Genomic DNA, 18637 nt, shown 5'->3' with positions numbered 1-18637 from the left:
AAGGCGGCACCTCGCGTTTTCGGAGGCGGGCCATGCATCAGTTTCGGGCGCGGCTGTTCTACCGGCACAGGCTGCCGATCCGGGTCATGCACTGGATTAACGTCATCAGCTTCTTCCTGATGCTGATGAGCGGGCTCGGCATCTTCAATGCCCATCCTCACCTGTACTGGGGCGCGCAATCGGATTTCGACGCGCCGCTGCTGTCGATGACGGCCCGGCCCGGACCCGACGGCGAGCCGCACGGCCTCACGCAGGTCGGCAGCCACGTCTTCGATACCGACGGCGTGCTCGGCGCCTCGCGCGTCGAGGGCGCGGCGCGGCAGAGCGAGCGGGCCTTCCCGTCCTGGGCCACGATCCCGGGCCAGCAAAGCCTGGCGACGGCGCGCAACTGGCACCTGTTCTTTGCCTGGGTCTTCGTGATCAACGGCATCGCGTATATCGCCTACACCATCTTCAGCGGCCATCTGCGGCGCGACCTGCTGCCGCACAAGGCCGAGCTGCGCGGCATCGGCGGATCGATCCGGGACCATCTCTTGTTCCGCCATCCGGGCGGCGAGGCGGCGAGACGCTACAACGTGCTGCAGAACCTGGCCTACCTCGCGGTGATCTTCGTCCTGCTGCCGCTGATCGTGCTGGCCGGCCTCGGCATGTCGCCGCGCATGGACAGCCTGTTCGGCGGCTGGGTCGACCTGCTCGGCGGGCGCCAGTCCGCGCGCACGCTGCACTTTGCGGCCGCCTGCCTGCTGCTGGCCTTTGTCGCCGTACACGTGTTCGAGGTGATCGTGACCGGACTGTGGAACAACCTGCGCTCGATGATCACGGGGTACTACCGCCTGCCCGGGCCCAAGGAAGAGGAGAGGACGCCATGATCGTGGTCAGCCGGCGACGCTTCCTGGCGCTGGCCGCCGGTGCGGTGCTGCCGCCCGTGCTGGCCGGCTGCGACCGGCTGGCGTCGAGCGAATCCTTCAACGGCACGCTGCGCGGCGCCCAGTTCCTGAGCCGGCGCGCGCAGGCGCTCGTGACCGGGAGCGCGTCCATGGCCCAGGAATTCAGCGAAGACGACATCGCCGACGAATTCCGCAGCAACGGCACCGCGATGCCGGACAGCCGCCTGTACCGGCAACTGCTGGCCGACCAGTTCCGCGACTGGCGCCTGCAGGTCGGCGGCCTGGTGGCGCGGCCGGCGCAGCTGGGGCTGGCCGAGCTGCAGGCGATGCCCTCGCGCACCCAGATCACGCGCCACGACTGCGTCGAGGGCTGGAGCGTGATCGGCAAGTGGACCGGGCTGCCCTTGCGGCACCTGCTGGCGCGGGTAGGGCCGCTGCCGGCGGCGCGCTACGTCGTCTTCCACTGCGCGGACCCGATGGACGGCTCGGACCTGCAGGCGCCCGGCTCGACCTATTACGAGAGCATCGACCTGGTCGAGGCGAATCACCCGCAGACGATCCTGGCATATGCGCTCAACGACGAGCCGCTGCCGGTCAAGAACGGCGCGCCGCTGCGGCTGCGGGTCGAGCGGCAGCTGGGCTACAAGCAGGCCAAGTACCTGATGCGGATCGAGCTGGTGGAGCGGCTGGACCGGATCCGCGGGGGGAAGGGCGGCTACTGGGAGGACCTGGGGTATGAATGGTATGCGGGGATTTAGAACGTTCTCAGCTCTGCTTCCCGCCAATCATCCACCAGGCGCCCACTGAACTCGCCAGCGCCAGCAGCGCCGACACCGCCATGACGCGGCGGAAGCCGGCGACGAACGCCTCGGCGACGGCCCGTTCGACGGCCTGTCTTTCACTGGCAGGACCCGCCGCCGGCAGGCTGATGGCGGCCAGCCGGCCGCGCTGCGCCTCGACCTGCGCCCGCAGCGGCGGCGACACCGTCAGCGCCTGCATGCGCCGGTCCAGCGCGCTGTCGAAGGCCTGGCGCATGACGAGGCCCAGCAGGGCGATCGCCAGCAGGCCGGCCGCGCGCGACACGGCATTGTTGATGCCGGAGGCCAGTCCCGCCCGCGCCGGCTCCAGCGTATTCATGACCGTGGTCGTCAGCGGGGCGACGGTAACCGTCATGCCGAAGCCCAGCAGCAGGATGGCCGGGAACCAGCTGCGCCAGTAGCTGCCGCCGATGCCGGGCAGGGCGAACAGGGCGAAGCCGGCGGCGGCGATCGCCGGCCCGATCACCAGCGGACCCCTGGCGCCATAACGGTCGACCAGTCCGCCCGACCAGCGCGACAGTGTGAACATCAGCAGGATGAAGGGCGCCAGGGCGGCGCCCGCCGCGGTCGCGCTGTAGCCCTGGACCTGGATCAGGTTCAGCGGCAGGAAGAACATCAGGCCGCCCAGCGCCCCATACAGCAGCAGGGTCAACAGGTTGGCGCCGCTGAAGTCGCGCGCGCGGAACACGCCCAGCGGCAGCATCGGCGAGGGATGGCGCATCTCCGTCAGCACAAAGCCGGCGCAGGCCAGCGGCGCAAGCACGAGAGCGGCCAGCACGCGCGGGTCGGTCCAGCCGCGTGTGGAAGACTCGATCAGGCCATACACGAGGCAGCCGAGGGCGACGCTGACGAGCAGGGCGCCCGGCCAGTCCAGCCGGCCGGACGCGTTGCCGCGGCTTTCGGGCACATGCCTGAAAGTCAGGAACAGCACGCTCAGCACCAGCGGCACATTGATCAGGAAGGCCGCGCGCCACGACACATGCTCGATCAGGAAACCGCCGAGCACCGGGCCGAGCGCGGCGGTGATGGCGCTGTAGCCGGACCAGGTGCCGATCGCGCGGCCGCGGATATTCGCGGGGAAGGAGGCGCTGATCAGCGCCAGGCTGCCGGGCACCAGCAGAGCGCCGCCCACCCCCTGCAAGGCCCTGGCCCAGATCAGCTGCCCGATGCCGCCTACCAGGCCGCAGGCCACCGAGGCGGCGCCGAACACGGCGACCCCGAGCGCGAAGATGCGGCGCCGGCCGTAGCGGTCGCCCATGCTGCCGCCCAGCAGCAGGAGCGCGGTCAGCAGCAAGGCATAGGCCTCGACCACCCATTGCGCCTGCGCCACCCCGGCGCCGAAGTCCCGCTGCAGGGCCGGCAGCGCCACGTTGACGACAGTGCCGTCGATGAACACCATTCCCGAGGCCAGGATGCTGTTCGCCAGCACCCACTTGCGCGCGGCCGGCGCACACGGCTGGACGGTCGCGCTCATCGTGTCCGAATCGAATTCCATGGCATTGAACCAAGTCCGCTCAGGGAATCCGACTTTACCACCTCGGGGCTAGTCCAGCCGCGCCTCCTCGATGACGCCGTCGGCGGCGAGCGCGTCGATCTCCTCGTCGCCGTAGCCGTACTCCCTGAGCAGCTCGCGCGAATGCTCGCCCAGCATCGGGGCGTGGCGGTCGATCCGGGTGGGCGTGCCGGAAAAATGGATCGGACAGCCCAGCGCACGGGTGGCGCCCGCCTGCGGATGCTCGACCTCGACCACCATGCCGCGCGCGGCCACCTGCGGGTGGCTGAGCGCCTCGCCGATCGTATGCACCGGGCCGACCGGCACGCCGGCGGCGTCGAAGGCCGTGATCCATTCGTCGCGCGAGCGCGTCTTCAGGACCGCGGCCATGGCGTCGGTCAGGGCCTGCAGGTTGCGCATGCGCGCCGCATTGTCGTGGAAGCGCGAATCGTCGCGCCATTCGGGATGGCCGAGCACGTCGGCGATGCGCTCCCAGTTGGCCTGGTTGGCGCCGCCGATATTGATCCAGCCGTCGCTGGCCTGGAAGGCCTGGTAGGGCGCGGTCAGGAGGTGCGCCGAGCCGGTCGGGCCGGCGGACTCGCCGGTGGCGAACCAGATCGCCGCATGCCAGTAGGTCTGCTGCAGGGCCGCTTCCATCAACGAGGTTTCGACGACCTGGCCTTCGCCGGTCTGCTGCTTGTGCGCATAGGCCGCCAGGATGCCGACCACGGCCAGGATGCCGGCGTTGATGTCGGCGATCGAATTGCCGGTCTTGGCCGGCGGGCGTCCGGGTTCGCCGGTTACCGACATCAGGCCGGAGAAGCCCTGCGCGATCAGGTCGAAGCCGCCCTTGTCGGCGTAGGGACCGTCGCGGCCATAGCCCGACACCGAGCAGTAGATCAGGCCGGGATTGATCTCCTTGAGCGTCTCGTAGCCCAGGCCCAGGCGCTCGAGGGTGCCGCGGCGGTAGTTTTCGGTCAGGACGTCGGCCTGCCTGACCATGTTCAGCAGGACTTCGCGCCCCTTCGGATGCTTCAGGTTGAGGGCGATGCCGCGCTTGTTGCGGTTCAGGATCATGAAGGGCGCGGAGACGCCGTTCACGCGCGGCTCGCGGTAGCCGCGCGAATCGTCGCCGCCGGGGAGCTTCTCGACCTTGATGACGTCGGCGCCCATGTCGGCGAGCATCATGCCGCAGGTGGGGCCCGCCATGATCTGCGCGAGTTCCAGCACGCGCATGCCGGCCAGCGGTCCGGGGTGGGGTTTGGTCTGTGTGCTTGTCATGGTCTCGGGGTTCGGGCTCAGGTTCCGCTCCAGGCGGGTTTTTGTTTGTCCAGGAAGGCGGTCACGCCGATCCTGAAGTCCTTGCTGCCGTAGCAGGCGGCCACCAGGTCGTCGCCCTCGGGTACGGTCGCCGCCACCACGCGGCGGATCGCTTCCTTCGACACCCGCTGCGTCACCGGCGCCAGTTTCTCCAGCCTGGCGCACAGGGCGTCGGCGGCGGCGTCGAGGGCGCCGGCTTCGGCGATCTCGGTGACGAAGCCGCATTCCAGGGCTTCCCGGGCCGGCAGCAGCTCGGCCAGCAGCAGCATGCGCTTGGCGCGCGCCACGCCGAAGGCTGCGACGACCCGCGCCGTGTTGGCCATCGACAGGCAGTTGCCCAGCGTGCGCGCGATCGGCACGCCGAAGGAAGCGGTGGGCGCGGCGATGCGGAAATCGCAGGCGGCGCTGATCGCGAGGCCGCCGCCGATGCACCAGCCGTCGACGATGGCGACGGTCGGCATCGGCAGCCGCTCGATCTGGCCGATGCGCAGGTCGATCGTCTTTTCGTAGGCGATGCCATCAAGCCCGCCTTCGAAGCTCTTGAATTGTTCGATATCGGTGCCGGCGACGAAAGCCTCGCCGCCGGCGCCGCGGAAGGTGGCGACGCGCACGTCGGTGCGGGTCGCCAGCTCGTCGCAGATGCGTCCCAGCTCCTCGTACATCGCCCAGGTCATGGCGTTGCGCGCCTCGGGACGGTCGATCAGGATGGAAGCGATGCCGTCCTTGACGGTCAAATGCACTTGGCCCTTGCTCATGGAACTCCTTTGCCTCGGTTGCTTGCGGGAGCCGGCCAGGGCGGCCGGCTCCCGTCCCTACGCCGGGTTTACACGGCGGGCTGCACGCCGGTCGGGACCGCGTGGGCGGCCTCGTCGAACTTCTCGTGCGGCTTCATCGCGAACGCGGTGATCGAACCGACCACCATCAGCGCCATCGAGAAGATGAAGGGCACGTCCCAGTTGCCGGTCTTGTCGATCAGCCAGCCGCCCAGCAGCGGGCTGATGATCGCGGCCAGCGCCGAGCCGGTGTTCATCATGCCGCTGGCGGTGCCGGAGAACTTCGGCGCGATGTCCATCGGGATCGCCCACATCGGGCCGATGGTGAACTCGATGAAGAAGAAGCCGAGGCTCAGGCAGATCGCCGAGATCATCAGGTCATGCACGAACATCAGCGGGAACAGCGAGGCCAGGGTCAGCAGCATGCAGATCACGACGATGTTGCGGCGCGCGGTGTTCAGGTTGCCGGTTTTCTTCAGCAGGTGGTCGGAGACGATGCCGCCCAGCGCATCGCCGATCACGCCGGCGAAGAACACGCCGGCCGAGAAGATGGCTGACTTCTTCAGGTCGAGGTGGTAGTTGTGCAGGAAGTACTGGGGAATCCAGCTCAGGAACAGCCACAGGATCCAGCCGTAGCAGAAGTAGGTGATGGTCACCGGCATCATGCGCTTGAACAGGGGCATCCACGGAACCTTCGGACGGTCCTTGAACTGCTTGTACTCGGGCAGCGTGGCGAGTTCTTCCTTGGTGACGCCCGCATGGTCGTTCGGATTGTCGCGAAAGCTGATGGCCCACCACAGCACCCACACCAGGCTGCAGCAGCCGAGGATGACGAAGGAACCGCGCCAGCTGGTGGCCGCGACCAGGGCCACGACCAGCGGCGGCGTGACCGCATTGCCCAGGCGTGCGCAGGCGTGGGTGACGCCCTGCGCGAAGCCGCGCTTGTCGGCCGAGAACCAGCTGGCCATGGCGCGCGTCGCGGTCGGGAAGGTCGCGCCTTCGCCGAGGCCGAGCAGCATCCGCGCCAGGACCAGGGAGACGAAGCCGCCGGCCAGGCCGCTCAGGATGGTGGCGCCGGCCCAGATCACGGCGCACACAGTGAGCGTCTTGCGCGGGCCGTATTTATCGCCCAGCCAGCCGCCGATGATCTGGAAGATCAGGTAGGGATAGGCGAAGGCGGAAAACACGAAGCCCAGTTCGGTCTTGCTGAGGCCGAATTCCTTGCCGAATCCGGCGGCGGCGGTACTGACGTTGACACGGTCTACATAGGTAATAAAGTACATCACGCAGAGTAGTAATAGCACCTGCGTCGTGGCACGGCTTGCTTTCATGTGATGTCTCCGGTTTGATGTTAGGGATGGCGTACCGCTCTTCAGGCGGCCTTTGCCAGCGTCTCGGCCTGCTTGCCTTGTGGGCTAGTGGCCGTCAGGTACTGCATGGCGGCCAGCACGCCGCCCTTGCGGTGCGGAATGCCCGCCACCTCGAAGCCCATCTCGACACCGGCGAGGGTGCCCATCAGGGTCAGGTCGTTGAAGTCGCCGAGGTGGCCGATACGGAACACCCAGCCGGACAGCTTGCTCAGGCCCTGGCCCAGCGACATGTTGAAGTTTTCCAGCACCGCCTTGCGGAAGGCGTCGGCGTTGTAGTATTGGCCCGAGGCGTCCTTCGGCATGACCACGCCGGTCAGCACGCCGCTGTATTCGGCCGGGTTCTGGCACAGGATCTCCAGGCCCCAGGCTTCGACCGCGGCGCGGGTGGCGGCGGCATGGCGCTGGTGGCGCGCGAACACGTTCTCCAGGCCTTCCTCGAGCAGCATGTCGCAGGCTTCGGACAGGCCGTACAGCAGGTTGGTGGCCGGGGTATAGGGCCAGAAGCCGTTCTTGTTCGCTTCGAGGATCTCGTCCCAGCCCCAGTAGGCCTTCGGCAGCCTGGCCTCGCGCGAGGCGGCGATCGCCTTGTCGGAGACGGCGTTGAACGAGATGCCCGGCGGGAGCATCAGGCCCTTCTGCGAGCCGCTGACGGTGACGTCCACGCCCCATTCGTCGTGGCGGTAGTCGATCGAGCCCAGCGAGGAGATGGTGTCGACCAGCAGCAGGGCCGGGTGCTTGGCGCGGTCCATCGCGCGGCGCACGGCGGCGATGTCGGAGGTGACGCCGGTCGAGGTCTCGTTGTGGACCACGCACACGGCCTTGATCTTGTGTTCGGTGTCGGCGACCAGGCGCGCCTCGATCCTGGCGGCGTCGGCGCCGCGGCGCCAGTCGTCGCCGATGAATTCCGGGTTGATGCCCAGCTTGTCGGCCATCTTCTTCCACAGGGTGGCGAAGTGGCCGGTCTCGTACATCAGCACGGTGTCGCCCGGCGACAGCGTGTTGACCAGGGCCGCTTCCCAGGCGCCGGTACCGGACGCCGGGTAGATCACGACCGGGTTTTTGGTCTGGAAGATCTTGCGGATATCGGCCAGCACCTTCTTGCCCAGCGCCTGGAATTCCGGGCCGCGGTGGTCGATGGTCGGATAATCCATCGCTCGCAGGATACGGTCGGGAACGGTGGAAGGGCCGGGGATCTGCAGGAAGTGACGGCCGGCCGGGTGCGAGTTCAGTTTTACCATGTGAGTGATCCTGTGGGGTGAGCAAAAACGATAAAAAACTTTTGTATACAATATGCAGATCCAAATCAAAGTTCAACGCATATTGGATACCCGCTGTAAAACCCTAGCAGAAATGATAGGGTCGCCTATTTCCGAATTTTGTATTTGGTATACAATCGAGGAACCATGAATAATCACGCAACTCCCCCCGTCATTGCCAGCATCGACCGCCTGGGCCTGTCCGCTGCCGTCGGCGCACGCCTGAGGGACATGATCGTCGAAGGCGTGCTGGCGCCCGGCACCCGCCTCAACGAGCGCATGCTGTGCGAACAGCTGAACGTGTCGCGCACCCCGCTGCGCGAGGCGTTCAAGACCCTGGCGGTCGAGGGACTGATCGTGCTGCAGCCGAACCGCGGTGCGGTGGTGGCGCAGATGTCGGTCCCTGAAATCGAACAGACCTTCGAAGTGATGGGGGCGCTGGAAAGCCTGTCCGGCGAACTGGCCTGCGCGCGCGCGACCGACGAGGAAATCGCGGAAGTGCGGGCGCTGCACTTCGAGATGCTGGCCGCCCACGCCCGGCGCGACCTGCCCAGCTATTACAAGCTGAACCACGCGATCCACGACCGCATCAACGCGATGGCGCGCAACACGGTCCTGACCGAGACCTACCAGCAGATCAATGCGCGCATCCAGAGCCTGCGCTTCCGCTCGAACTTCAACCAGGACAAATGGGATGCGGCGGTCGAGGAGCACGGCCGCATGCAGGAAGCGCTGGAACGGCGCGACGGCAACGCCCTGCGCCTGATTCTCCAACAACACCTGCGCAACAAGCGCGACGCCGTGATCGCCGTCCTGCGCGCGGCGCAAAACGCCGCGACCGGCACCTCCGGAGACCTCTGACATGAACGATTCGGTACCTTCCAAAGTCTTGCTTTCCGCCGGTGTGCAGGCACGCATCGACGGCCAGGAGCTCGCCGGCCGCCTGCGCCGCGAGACCACCGGGGAGGTACTGTTCGACCGCGGCTCGCGCGGCCGCTATGCGACCGACGCCTCGATCTACCAGATCGAACCGGTCGGCGTGTTCATTCCGCGCACCGAGGACGATGTGGCCCAGGCGCTGGCGATCGCCCGCGACGCGCACGTGCCGGTGCTGGCGCGCGGAGGCGGCACCAGCCAGTGCGGCCAGACCGTCGGCGCGGCGCTGGTCCTCGACAACAGCAAATACCTGAACAAGGTCGTCGACTTCGACAAGGCGGCGATGACGGTCACGGTCCAGCCGGGCATCGTGCTGGATCACCTGAACGCCTGGCTCAAGCCGCACGGCCTGTGGTTCCCGGTGGACGTCTCGACCGCGGCCCAGTGCACGATCGGCGGCATGGCGGGGAATAACTCCTGCGGCTCGCGCAGCCTCCATTACGGGAACATGGTGCACAACGTGCTGTCGATCGACGCCTGGCTGGCCGACGGCACCGCGAGCCGCTTCGGCCCGCTGGCCGACATGCGCGGGGGCGCCGCCACGCGCGTCAGGCGCCTGGTCGAGGCCGTGGAAGGCATCGCCGCGCGCGAGCGCGAGGAGATCGCCGCGCGCTATCCGCGCGTGCTGCGCCGCGTCGGCGGCTACAACCTCGACATCTTCCATCCGCAATCCGAACGGCCGTACACGGCGGACCGCAGCGTCAACCTGGCGCACCTGCTGGTCGGCTCGGAAGGCACGCTGGCCTACTCGCGCCAGCTGACCCTGAAGCTGGCGCCGCTGCCGAAAGCGAAATCGCTGGGCATCGTCAACTTCACGAACTTCAGCAAGGCGATGGACAGCACCCAGCACATCGTCAAGCTGGGCCCGGTCGCGGTCGAGCTGGTGGACCGCACCATGATCGAACTGGCGCTCTCCAATCCCGCGTTCCGCCCGACCGTCGAAAAAGCCCTGATCGGCAAGCCGGACGCCATCCTGCTGGTGGAATTCGCCGGCGAAGACAAGGCCGGACAGGACCGCAAGCTGAAGGACCTGGTGGCGCTGATGGGCGATCTCGGGCTGCCGGGATCGGTGGTCGAGATGGCCGACGAAGCCGAGCAGAAGGCGTTGTGGGAAGTCCGCAAGGCCGGCCTGAACATCATGATGAGCCTGAAGGGCGACGGCAAGCCGGTGTCCTTCATCGAGGACTGCGCGGTGCCGCTCGAGCACCTGGCCGCCTACACCGACAGCCTGACCGAAGTCTTCGCCAGGCATGGCACGCGCGGCACCTGGTATGCCCACGCCTCGGTCGGCACGCTGCACGTGCGGCCGATCCTCGACCTGCGGCGCGACGGCAGCGCCAAGATGCGCGCGATCGCCGAAGAGGCCGCAAGCCTGGTGCGCAAGTACAAGGGCGCCTTCTCGGGCGAGCACGGCGACGGCCTGGTGCGCAGCGAATGGGTCGACTGGCAGTTTGGCGAACGCATGATGGGCGCCTTCTGCGAGATCAAGGACGCCTTCGACCCGGACGGCCTGATGAACCCCGGGAAGATCGTGCGTTCCACGAAGATGGACGAGCGCTCGCTGTACCGCTTCAAGCCCGGCTATGCCGAACAGCCGCTGCAGACGGCCCTCGACTGGTCGGCCTGGAACGTGCAGACCGACCCGGTGACGGAGCAGGTGAGTGCGCCCGGCACCGGGGGCGACGCCACCGGCGGCTTCGCCAAGGCGATCGAGATGTGCAATAACAACGGCCACTGCCGCAAGTTCGACAGCGGCACCATGTGCCCGAGCTATCGCGTGACGAAGGACGAGCAGCACCTCACGCGCGGCCGCGCCAACACGCTGCGCCTGGCCGTGTCGGGCCAGCTCGGCCCGGATGCGCTGGGCTCCGACGCCCTGTACGAGACGATGGAACTGTGCGTCGGCTGCAAGGGCTGCAAGCGCGATTGCCCGACCGGCATCGACATGGCGCGCATGAAGACGGAATTCCTGTATCACTACCGCAAGCGCAATGGATTGAAGCTGAAGGACAGGCTGGTGGCGAACCTGCCGCGCTACGCGCCGCTGGCGTCGAAGTTCGCGCCCTTGCTGAACCTGCGCGACCGCCTGCCGGGCGCCGCCGCGCTGAGCGAGAAATGGCTGGGCCTGAGCGCCAGGCGCACGCTGCCGCGCTGGCGCAGCGATCCCTTCCTGTCCTCGGCGCCGCTGTCGACCCGGGCCGCGCAGGGCGTGATGGAAGTCGTGCTGTTCGCCGACACCTTCAACAACTACTTCGAATCCGAGAATGCGCGCGCCGCGCTGCGGGTGCTGCAGGCCGCCGGCTATCACGTGCACGTGGCGCGCGCCCTGGGCGAGGAGCGGCCCCTGTGCTGCGGCCGCACCTACCTGGCGGCCGGCCAGGTCGATGAAGCGAAACAGGAGGCCCGCCGCACCATCGACGCGCTGCTGCCTTTCGTCCGGCGCGGCCTGCCCGTAGTGGGCCTGGAGCCGTCCTGCCTGCTGACCATGCGCGACGAATTCCTGGCCTACGGCTTCGGCGACGAAGCGAAGCAACTGGCCCGCGCGGCCATGCTGTTCGAAGAGTTCATCGCGCGCGAATCGAAGGCGGGCAGCCTGAATCTCAAGCTCAAGGCGCTGCCGCAATCGACGGCCCTGCTGCACGGCCACTGCCACCAGAAGGCCTTCGACGCGGTCAAGCCGGTGCAGGTAGTGCTCGGGCTGGTCCCGAACCTGGAGGTCAAGCTGATCGAAAGCAGCTGCTGCGGCATGGCCGGCAGCTTCGGCTACGAAGCCAGGCACTACGAGACCTCGATGAAGATGGGCGAGCTCTCGCTGCTGCCGGCGGTGCGCAAGGCCGGACCCGATACCCTGATCGTGGCCGATGGCACCAGCTGCCGGCACCAGATCGCGGACGGGGCGCAGCGGGAAGCGGTGCATGTGGCGCGGGTGCTGGAGGCGGCGCTGGCATGCTCCATGCATGGTGAATGGTGAGCGCAAACATTGTCGCGCGAGGACATGCAGCAGCCGCAGGGCGGCCGGCCGTGGCATGCGCAGCAATATTGCAGAGTATGTAAATATCTGTCATCTGCGTAAGCGTTTGTAAATCCGGTCAACAGCCAGTGAAGCGGCTGCGTTTTACAGGCGAACGCTACACAGCAAGCCATACACCGCCCGACAAACTTTGAGGAGCATACTCATGAAAAAAACCATTGCCGCCATGATCGCCGGTCTGTTCGCCACCGCAGCTTTCGCCCAGACGCCCGCGCCGGCCGCCCCGAAGACTTCGAAGCCGGCCGCCAAGCAAGCCGTGCTGGTCGACAATGCAGCGCTGAAGGCGCCGAAAGCCGACAGCAAGCCGGCGCCTGTCGATGTACAGGGAGCGCAAGCCGACGTGAAAGCCGCGCATGAGGATGCGAAGGCGGCCAAGACGCACGCCAAGGATGCGAAGTCGAGCGCCAAGCATGCGAAGAGCAAGACCAGGCATGTCGCGAAAACGGAAACGGCAAAGGACAGCCAGGACAAGGCTGCGGCGACGCAGGCGCCGGCAGCTGACGCGGCGCCGACCCCGGCCCCGGCTCCGGCCGACACCCCGGCCCCGGCCGCAGGCACGACCCCGGCTGCAACGACGACGCCGGCAACGGACACTGCGCCGGCAGCCGCCGCGACCCCGGCGGCTGCCACGCCTGTCACCCAGTAAATTTTTCAGGTCGATTGCAAAAAAGCCCGCCTCGAGCGGGCTTTTTTATGACCATCTTTCCCGCTGCCGGTGCAAAGCGCTCGTATTTCCCGGCATGTCACTGGGACCAAGGTCCAATCGCTCAATGTGAACGCCACTGCCACAATGCATGGGGACACGATAGAGACCTGCCTGGCCGGAGCTGGAAAATGATCACCTACATTCGGCGTATTCTCATGATTCCCGTCGTTCTGTTGATCGTGGCCTGCTCAACGAACCCGACTGTCGCAAATGGCGGCGACCCGCAGTTGGTCGCGCAGGCGCAAGCGGCCCTACAACAACTGGTTGGCAGCACGCCGGCGGCGCACGCGCTCCAGCCCCGGGCGAAAGCCGTCATCGTATTTCCCGACATTACCAAGGCCGGCCTGATCATTGGTGCGGAAGGCGGAAAAGGGGTGATGTTTTCTCCGGACGGCAGGGTCCTCGGCTATTACAGGGCGCGTGCCGTGTCGTATGGCTTGCAGGCCGGCGCCCAGACATTCTCCGAGGCCTTGTTTCTCTTGACCGACTCGGCCATCACCGAGCTCACCAGCGGCGCCGGCTTGTCGGTGGGCTCCGGGCCGAGCGTGGTGGTCGTGGATGCAGGCATGGCCAAATCGCTGACCACGACCACCTTGAAGTCCGACGTCTATGCTTTTCTGTTCGGCCAGCAGGGTCTCATGGCAGGGATCGGCTTGCAGGGGCAGAGGATTGTCAGGTTCGATGAGCCGCAATAAGTCGATCTCCCTGACCTGGCAAACCCGTAAATCGCTAAATTACGCTGGTTCGATGCTCCCGCCCGCGCGGGATTTTTTTCGCCTCTGTTTTCCAATGCACGGTATCAATCTGATCCTTGCGGCAAAATAGCATTCACAACAGTGTGAATTGCGAAGGAAAACACGATGGCTACCCTCAGCGCGACCGTGGAGCAGGGCATTCAGACGGCAGGCGTCGGCAAGTTCCAGTATCGCCTGTTCCTCATCTTCGGGCTCGTCTGGATGGCCGACGCCATGCAGGTCCTGTCGATCGGCTTCAGCGCGCCGTCGATCGCGAAGACCTTCGGCATCGTCATGCCGCGCGCGCTGGAAACCGGCACCGTGTTCTTCGTCGGGATGCTGATCGGCGCCTTCGCCTTCGGCCGCCTGGCGGACCGGATCGGGCGCCGGCCGGTGCTGATGGCGGCGGTGGTGGTCGACGCCTGCTTCGGCGTTGCCTCGAGCTTCGCGCCGGACTTCAGCTGGCTGCTCGCGCTGCGCTTCCTGACCGGGATCGGCGTCGGCGGCACGCTGCCGGTGGATTACACCATGATGGCCGAGTTCCTGCCGAGCGACCGGCGCGGGCGCTGGCTGGTGCTGCTCGAATCCTTCTGGGCGGTCGGCACCATCCTGCTGGCGGTGCTGGCCCTGCTGGCCGTGCGCTGGGGCGACGACGCCTGGCGCGCGATCTTCTTCGCCACCGGCATCCCGGCGCTGGTGGGCGTGGTCCTGCGGCTGTATGTGCCCGAGTCGCCGATGTACCTGAACCGCAGCGGCATGCCGGAGCGCGCGCGCGCAGTGCTGGAGCGCGTCGCCAGGGAGAACGGCCGCACGGTGAGCATCCCGATGCTGCGCACCGAGAGCCCGGCGAAGACCTCGCTGCTGTCCCTGTTTTCACGCGGACTGCGGCGCCGGAGCCTGGCCCTGTTCGCGGCCTGGGCGCTGATCTCGATCGCCTACTATGGCGTGTTCGTCTACCTGCCGCTCAAGCTCGGCGCCGAAGGCTTCGGCTTCATGCGCGGGCAGGAGTTCCTGATCCTGCTGGCCCTGGTGCAGTTGCCCGGCTACGCGCTGTCGGCCTACGGGGTGGAGCGCTGGGGGCGCAAGCCGACGCTGGTCGGCTTCCTGCTCCTGAGCGCGGCCGGCTGCATGTTCTACGGCCTCGGCAGCGCCACCTGGCTGGTGGTCGGATCGACGCTGCTGATGAGTTTTGCGCTGCTCGGCACCTGGGCGGCGCTGTATGCCTTCACGCCGGAGGTCTATCCGACCGACCTGCGCGCCAGCGGGATGGGCACGGCGGGCGCCGTCGCCCGCTTCGGCGGCCTGTTCGCGCCGTCCATCGTGGCGCCCGTGATGGCGGCCCATTTCACGCTGGCGCTGGCCATGCTGGCGGCCTTCCTGGCGCTCGGCGCGGTGGCGATCCTGTGTGTGGATCTCGAATCCCGCAACCGCGCCCTCGAATAAGCCTTATTCCGTGAGCGGCGCATCCACCAGCAGCCTCGGGTCGAGCGCCCGGATGCGCGGCTCGACATAGTAGCCGCCCGCCTCGACATAAGTCAGCGCGGCGCGCCCGCACACGGCACATTGCTGGACCGTGCAGCGGTTGGTGGGAAACCAGCGCGGCGCGATCGGCGCGTCGGGCGACCAGTAGCCGGTGCCGCCGGGATGGTATTCGGCATAGGTGGGATCGGCATACGGATCGGCCACCAGGGTGCCGGCCGGGCGCATCTGCGCCTGCGGGAAACCGGCCGGGACGCGGGTCCATTCGCGATAGGTGTCGATCGCGCACGAGCAGGCGCGCGCCACGCTGGCGGATGCGCGCGCCAGCGCCATCAGTTCGTCGAAGGTGAGTGGGTGCTGTTCCGCCATGTACGCCGCCTGTGTTGGGAAAGCCCCGATTTTGTCACGTCTGGGCGCCAGATGTTAGGATGCGGGCATGAATCGCCCATCGCTGACCATTTCCCGCATCCTCCACGCCGGCTATGTATTCGACTGCGAAGGCACGCGCATCGCCTTCGACTCCATCTTCGAGAATCCCTTCAGCCGCAACTGCCACGCCTTTCCCGACCTGCGCTTCGACCGCGATGCGATCCGGCGCCAGCGCTTCGACGCGGTGTTCATCTCCCACTTCCACGACGACCACTGCTCGCTCGAGAGCCTCGACCTGCTGGACCGCGCCACGCCGCTGTACATCTACTGCCTGTTCGAGGAGCTGTTCGACATGGTGCGCCAGCTCGGCTTCAGCCGGGTGCATGCCCTGCAGTTGAACCAGCCGGTCGAGGTCGGCGCTTTCCGCGTGACGCCGCGCGAAGCCATGGATGCCGAGGTCGACTCGATGTTCCAGGTGCAGGCCGCCGGGCTGAACGTGCTGAACGTGGTCGATTCCTGGATCGACGAGGACGCGCTCGCCAGGCTGGTCGGCGAGGGCCCCTGGGACATGCTGCTGTGGCCCTTCCAGACCATGCGCGAGCTCGAAGTGCTGGCGCCGTCGCGCGCGCCCGCGGCCCCGCCCGCGCTGCCCGAGGAATGGATTCCCCAGCTGCGCGCGCTCGCGCCGCGCTACGTGGTGCCGAGTTCCTGCCAGTTCAAACTGGAACCGTGGTCCTGGTATAACCGGGCCTTCTTCCCGATCTCGTATGCGATGTTCGCGCGCGAAGTGAGGGCGGCGCTGCCCCGGGTGCAGGTGGTGCGTCTCGATCCCTCGGTCTCGGTGCGGCTGGATGCGGACTCGCTGCAGCCGGCGGCGCCGCTGGACTGGGTCGTGCCGGTCGGCGGGCAGGATGTCGATTATGTCTACGAAGGCAATAGCGCCGCGCCGCCGACAGCGGAGATTGCGCGCCGCTTCGCGCCGCTGACCGAGGGGCAGCAGGCACGGGTCATGGAATTCTGCCGCCACGGCATCATAGAAAAATACGGCGGGCTTGACGCCGCCTCGGACTATTTCGACCGGACCCGCATCTGGCAGCTGTCGGTCTACGACCACGAGGGGCAGGCGGCCCGCTTCCGCTATCGTCTCGACGGCGGCGGCGACGCCTTTCCCGACGCGGGATCGGCGCCGCCGGGCTGGACCACCGAGATCCCGGCGGCCAAGCTGTATGCGGCGCTGGAACTGGGCGAGTCGCTGACCTCGATGTACATGCGGATCAACGACGCCGTGTTCGACGCCGGGACCGAGCGCGAGCTGCAGGACGCCGACGTGGTCGACGACCCGCTGATCCGCTGCCTGTTCGGCGATACCTTCGGGGCCTACCAGGCGGCGCAACTGCGGCGCCTGCTGGACCGGCCGCAACCTGCCGTTCAACCAGACCAGGAGTAAAAACATGCTTCAACTACGCCCGAATTGCGAGTGCTGCGACAAGGACCTGCCGCCGGAATCGACCGAGGCCCGGATCTGTTCCTTCGAATGCACCTTCTGTGCGGATTGCGTGACGAACGTATTGAAGGACAAGTGCCCGAATTGCGGCGGCGAGTTCGTTGTGCGCCCCAGGCGACCCCAGGACAAGCTGGCGAACAATCCGGCGTCCACCGAGCGGGTATTGAAGCAGGGCGGCTGCAAACAGGCGGCCTAGGACCCGGCCCCGGCCCGGCGCACCTACATCGCGTGCAGCATGCCCGGCTTTTGCGCACCTTGGCCGGGGAAGGTGAACAGGACGCTCATGCCGCCGCCAGCTCGGGCCGGGCCGTGTCCAGCAGCAGTGGACCCTTGGCCGTCTTGAGCATCACCTTCCCACCGCGTGCATACTCCATCAGCGTGAAGCCGCCAAGGCCGGGCCTCCGATCCCGCTCGACCCGGCTCGCGCCTGGCCGTCACTCTGCCGCTCACGCGGGCGGCCCCGCGACCCGTTCGGCCCGCTGCGGCAACAGGAGGATGAGCGCCAGCATGCAGGCGACCAGGGCCGCCGATGCCGAAAAGCGGTTCAGCGCCAGGCCGCCGCTCGCGATCGGCTTGTCGAGGAAGTCGCCGACGGTCGCGCCGAGCGGGCGGGTGAGGACGAAGGCGGCCCAGAACAGGACCGTGTGCGACACGCGCGACCAGTAATACAGGGCGACGACGACGGCGAGGCCGGCCGCGAACAGCAGCGCCCCGCCTTCGTAGCCCAGGCCCCAGCCGCTGTCGGGATCGGCCACCCAGTCGCCCAGCGCGGTGCCGAGCGTCTGCGAGAACAGGATCGTGACCCAGTAGAAGATCTCGGCGCTGCGGGTATCCAGGCGCTGGACCGAGACGCTGCCCAACGTCCGGTGCCAGGCCAGCAGGGATGCCCCCAGCAGCGCCGCCAGCAGCGCCGAGCCACCCAGGTAGCCGATGCCGAGCGAGCGGTCGCAGAAATCGGCCAGCGTGGTGCCGACCGTGGTGGTAGCCACGATGACGATCCAGAACAGCATGGGGTGGAAGCGCTGCGCGCGCAGCTGCAGGCCCAGCGCGCAGAGGAGCAGCGCGGCGAGGACCAGGGTGCCGACCAGGTAGCCGAGGCCCAGCGACATCGTGAGCGCGTCGCCGGCCGTTTCGCCCAGCGTGGTGGCCGCGATCTTGATCAGCCAGAAGCCGAGCGTCACCGCGGGCACCTTGCCGAGCGCCTGCGCCGCGCTCGCGGCTTCGGCTCCCTGATTCCTGCTCATGCCTTGTCCCCGATGGTTTTCGCGGGCGTGTCCTTGTTGCGGCGCTCCTTGAGCCAGCCGATCACGCCGGGCAGGATCGACAGCGCGACGATGCCGAGCATGACCAGCGTCAGGTGCTCGCCCACCCAGGGCAAGTTGCCGAAGGCATAGCCGGCGGCCAGCAGCGCGGCCACCCAGGCGGCGCCGCCGACCGCGTTGTAGGCCAGGAAGCTGGGGAAGGGCATGTGCCCGAGCGCGGCCACGAAGGGCGCGAAGGTGCGCACCACCGGGACGAAACGGGCCAGCACGATGGTCTTGCGGCCGTGACGATCGAAGAAGTCCTCTGTGCGCGTCAAATATTCCTGCTTGATGAAGCGCGGCCGGTGGCCGTCCGCCATCTTCCTTTGCATCAGGGCGCCCGCCGCATAGTTCATCGCATCGCCCGCGATGGCCGCCGCGATCAGCAGCGGGGCGAGCACGAACCAGCTGAAGCTGCCCTGGGCCGCCATGGCGCCGGCCACGAACAGCAGCGAGTCGCCGGGCAGGAAAGGCAGGATCACGACCCCGGTCTCGATGAAGATGACCGCGAACAGCACCGCGTAGACCAGGGTGCCGTGGCTCGCCGCCAGTACGCCGAGATGGGCGTCGAGGTGCAGCACCCAGTCGATCAGGGCCGGCATGCGGGTGTCGAAGCGTTTGTCATGCGCCAAGGATAACGCGCGCGGAGGGCCGCACGGGC

The 18637-nt window shown here is 67.4% G+C and carries 17 protein-coding genes; 9 read left to right on the top strand and 8 right to left on the bottom strand.

The window, feature by feature from the left end:
* Window positions 1-32 precede the first annotated feature (32 nt).
* Together AM586_RS03625 and AM586_RS03620 are read left to right on the top strand one after the other, a co-directional pair.
* On the top strand, window positions 33-869 hold the full coding sequence (locus tag AM586_RS03625) for a cytochrome b/b6 domain-containing protein (RefSeq protein ID WP_047825722.1): 837 nt from the start codon (window positions 33-35) through the stop codon (window positions 867-869).
* Entirely contained in the window at window positions 866-1645 is a 780-nt protein-coding gene (locus AM586_RS03620; RefSeq protein ID WP_047825723.1) for a molybdopterin-binding protein, read from the top strand. The genes AM586_RS03625 and AM586_RS03620 overlap by 4 nt, the downstream gene beginning before the upstream one ends.
* A gap of 7 nt (window positions 1646-1652) precedes the next feature.
* Here AM586_RS03620 and AM586_RS03615 read toward each other — a convergent pair whose 3' ends face one another.
* The 5 genes from AM586_RS03615 to AM586_RS03595 form a co-directional block, all read right to left on the bottom strand.
* On the bottom strand, window positions 1653-3200 hold the full coding sequence (locus AM586_RS03615) for a DHA2 family efflux MFS transporter permease subunit (RefSeq protein WP_082439625.1): 1548 nt from the start codon (window positions 3198-3200) through the stop codon (window positions 1653-1655).
* Between the two features lie 48 nt (window positions 3201-3248).
* On the bottom strand, window positions 3249-4478 hold the full coding sequence (locus AM586_RS03610) for a CaiB/BaiF CoA-transferase family protein (protein WP_047825724.1): 1230 nt from the start codon (window positions 4476-4478) through the stop codon (window positions 3249-3251).
* 17 nt (window positions 4479-4495) lie between these two features.
* A complete protein-coding gene (locus AM586_RS03605) occupies window positions 4496-5272 on the bottom strand; it encodes an enoyl-CoA hydratase/isomerase family protein (RefSeq protein ID WP_047825725.1) in 777 nt (258 codons plus the stop codon).
* 68 nt (window positions 5273-5340) lie between these two features.
* A complete protein-coding gene (locus tag AM586_RS03600) occupies window positions 5341-6621 on the bottom strand; it encodes an MFS transporter (RefSeq protein ID WP_047825726.1) in 1281 nt (426 codons plus the stop codon).
* 41 nt (window positions 6622-6662) lie between these two features.
* On the bottom strand, window positions 6663-7898 hold the full coding sequence (locus AM586_RS03595) for an alanine--glyoxylate aminotransferase family protein (protein WP_047825727.1): 1236 nt from the start codon (window positions 7896-7898) through the stop codon (window positions 6663-6665).
* Window positions 7899-8063: 165 nt separating this feature from the next.
* On the opposite strand from AM586_RS03595, the gene AM586_RS03590 reads away from it, so the two are divergent.
* From AM586_RS03590 to AM586_RS03570, 5 genes are all read left to right on the top strand, one after another.
* Window positions 8064-8777, top strand: a complete 714-nt coding sequence (locus tag AM586_RS03590; protein ID WP_047825728.1) for a GntR family transcriptional regulator — start codon at window positions 8064-8066, stop codon at window positions 8775-8777.
* A 1-nt stretch (window position 8778) separates the two neighbouring features.
* Entirely contained in the window at window positions 8779-11823 is a 3045-nt protein-coding gene (locus AM586_RS03585; RefSeq protein ID WP_052234019.1) for an FAD-binding and (Fe-S)-binding domain-containing protein, read from the top strand.
* Window positions 11824-12028: 205 nt separating this feature from the next.
* On the top strand, window positions 12029-12529 hold the full coding sequence (locus AM586_RS03580) for a hypothetical protein (protein WP_047825729.1): 501 nt from the start codon (window positions 12029-12031) through the stop codon (window positions 12527-12529).
* A gap of 188 nt (window positions 12530-12717) precedes the next feature.
* Window positions 12718-13284, top strand: a complete 567-nt coding sequence (locus AM586_RS03575; RefSeq protein ID WP_047825730.1) for a YSC84-related protein — start codon at window positions 12718-12720, stop codon at window positions 13282-13284.
* Between the two features lie 165 nt (window positions 13285-13449).
* Complete coding sequence (locus tag AM586_RS03570) at window positions 13450-14766, top strand: MFS transporter (RefSeq protein ID WP_047825731.1); 1317 nt, start codon at window positions 13450-13452, stop codon at window positions 14764-14766.
* Between the two features lie 3 nt (window positions 14767-14769).
* Here AM586_RS03570 and AM586_RS03565 read toward each other — a convergent pair whose 3' ends face one another.
* Window positions 14770-15171 (bottom strand): hypothetical protein, encoded by a 402-nt coding sequence (locus AM586_RS03565; protein ID WP_047825732.1) that lies wholly within the window; start codon window positions 15169-15171, stop codon window positions 14770-14772.
* A gap of 67 nt (window positions 15172-15238) precedes the next feature.
* Between AM586_RS03565 and AM586_RS03560 the strand changes: the two genes are divergently transcribed.
* Together AM586_RS03560 and AM586_RS03555 are read left to right on the top strand one after the other, a co-directional pair.
* On the top strand, window positions 15239-16618 hold the full coding sequence (locus AM586_RS03560) for an MBL fold metallo-hydrolase (RefSeq protein ID WP_047825733.1): 1380 nt from the start codon (window positions 15239-15241) through the stop codon (window positions 16616-16618).
* A gap of 4 nt (window positions 16619-16622) precedes the next feature.
* A complete protein-coding gene (locus AM586_RS03555) occupies window positions 16623-16871 on the top strand; it encodes a DUF1272 domain-containing protein (protein WP_047825734.1) in 249 nt (82 codons plus the stop codon).
* Window positions 16872-17121: 250 nt separating this feature from the next.
* Here the strand turns inward: AM586_RS03555 and AM586_RS03545 are convergent, their stop codons facing one another.
* Both AM586_RS03545 and AM586_RS03540 read right to left on the bottom strand, forming a co-directional pair.
* Entirely contained in the window at window positions 17122-17919 is a 798-nt protein-coding gene (locus AM586_RS03545) for a membrane protein (protein WP_047825735.1), read from the bottom strand.
* Window positions 17916-18608: a VTT domain-containing protein gene (locus AM586_RS03540; RefSeq protein WP_307164709.1), complete on the bottom strand. Its 693-nt coding sequence runs from the start codon at window positions 18606-18608 to the stop codon at window positions 17916-17918. The genes AM586_RS03545 and AM586_RS03540 overlap by 4 nt, the downstream gene beginning before the upstream one ends.
* Window positions 18609-18637 lie beyond the last annotated feature (29 nt).

It is taken from the genome of Massilia sp. WG5, assembly GCF_001412595.2.
Lineage (GTDB): Bacteria > Pseudomonadota > Gammaproteobacteria > Burkholderiales > Burkholderiaceae_D > Telluria.
Note: the sequence above shows the minus strand (reverse complement) of the source record. Positions and strands in the feature narration are given on the sequence as shown.

What these genes read in the sequence shown, in the direction of transcription:
- AM586_RS03625 (WP_047825722.1), top strand. Translation starts at nt 33, where the DNA reads ATGCATCAGTTTCGGGCGCGGCTGTTCTACCGGCACAGGCTGCCGATC.
- AM586_RS03620 (WP_047825723.1), top strand. Translation starts at nt 866, where the DNA reads ATGATCGTGGTCAGCCGGCGACGCTTCCTGGCGCTGGCCGCCGGTGCG.
- AM586_RS03615 (WP_082439625.1), bottom strand. Translation starts at nt 3,200, where the DNA reads ATGGAATTCGATTCGGACACGATGAGCGCGACCGTCCAGCCGTGTGCG.
- AM586_RS03610 (WP_047825724.1), bottom strand. Translation starts at nt 4,478, where the DNA reads ATGACAAGCACACAGACCAAACCCCACCCCGGACCGCTGGCCGGCATG.
- AM586_RS03605 (WP_047825725.1), bottom strand. Translation starts at nt 5,272, where the DNA reads ATGAGCAAGGGCCAAGTGCATTTGACCGTCAAGGACGGCATCGCTTCC.
- AM586_RS03600 (WP_047825726.1), bottom strand. Translation starts at nt 6,621, where the DNA reads ATGAAAGCAAGCCGTGCCACGACGCAGGTGCTATTACTACTCTGCGTG.
- AM586_RS03595 (WP_047825727.1), bottom strand. Translation starts at nt 7,898, where the DNA reads ATGGTAAAACTGAACTCGCACCCGGCCGGCCGTCACTTCCTGCAGATC.
- AM586_RS03590 (WP_047825728.1), top strand. Translation starts at nt 8,064, where the DNA reads ATGAATAATCACGCAACTCCCCCCGTCATTGCCAGCATCGACCGCCTG.
- AM586_RS03585 (WP_052234019.1), top strand. Translation starts at nt 8,779, where the DNA reads ATGAACGATTCGGTACCTTCCAAAGTCTTGCTTTCCGCCGGTGTGCAG.
- AM586_RS03580 (WP_047825729.1), top strand. Translation starts at nt 12,029, where the DNA reads ATGAAAAAAACCATTGCCGCCATGATCGCCGGTCTGTTCGCCACCGCA.
- AM586_RS03575 (WP_047825730.1), top strand. Translation starts at nt 12,718, where the DNA reads ATGATCACCTACATTCGGCGTATTCTCATGATTCCCGTCGTTCTGTTG.
- AM586_RS03570 (WP_047825731.1), top strand. Translation starts at nt 13,450, where the DNA reads ATGGCTACCCTCAGCGCGACCGTGGAGCAGGGCATTCAGACGGCAGGC.
- AM586_RS03565 (WP_047825732.1), bottom strand. Translation starts at nt 15,171, where the DNA reads ATGGCGGAACAGCACCCACTCACCTTCGACGAACTGATGGCGCTGGCG.
- AM586_RS03560 (WP_047825733.1), top strand. Translation starts at nt 15,239, where the DNA reads ATGAATCGCCCATCGCTGACCATTTCCCGCATCCTCCACGCCGGCTAT.
- AM586_RS03555 (WP_047825734.1), top strand. Translation starts at nt 16,623, where the DNA reads ATGCTTCAACTACGCCCGAATTGCGAGTGCTGCGACAAGGACCTGCCG.
- AM586_RS03545 (WP_047825735.1), bottom strand. Translation starts at nt 17,919, where the DNA reads ATGAGCAGGAATCAGGGAGCCGAAGCCGCGAGCGCGGCGCAGGCGCTC.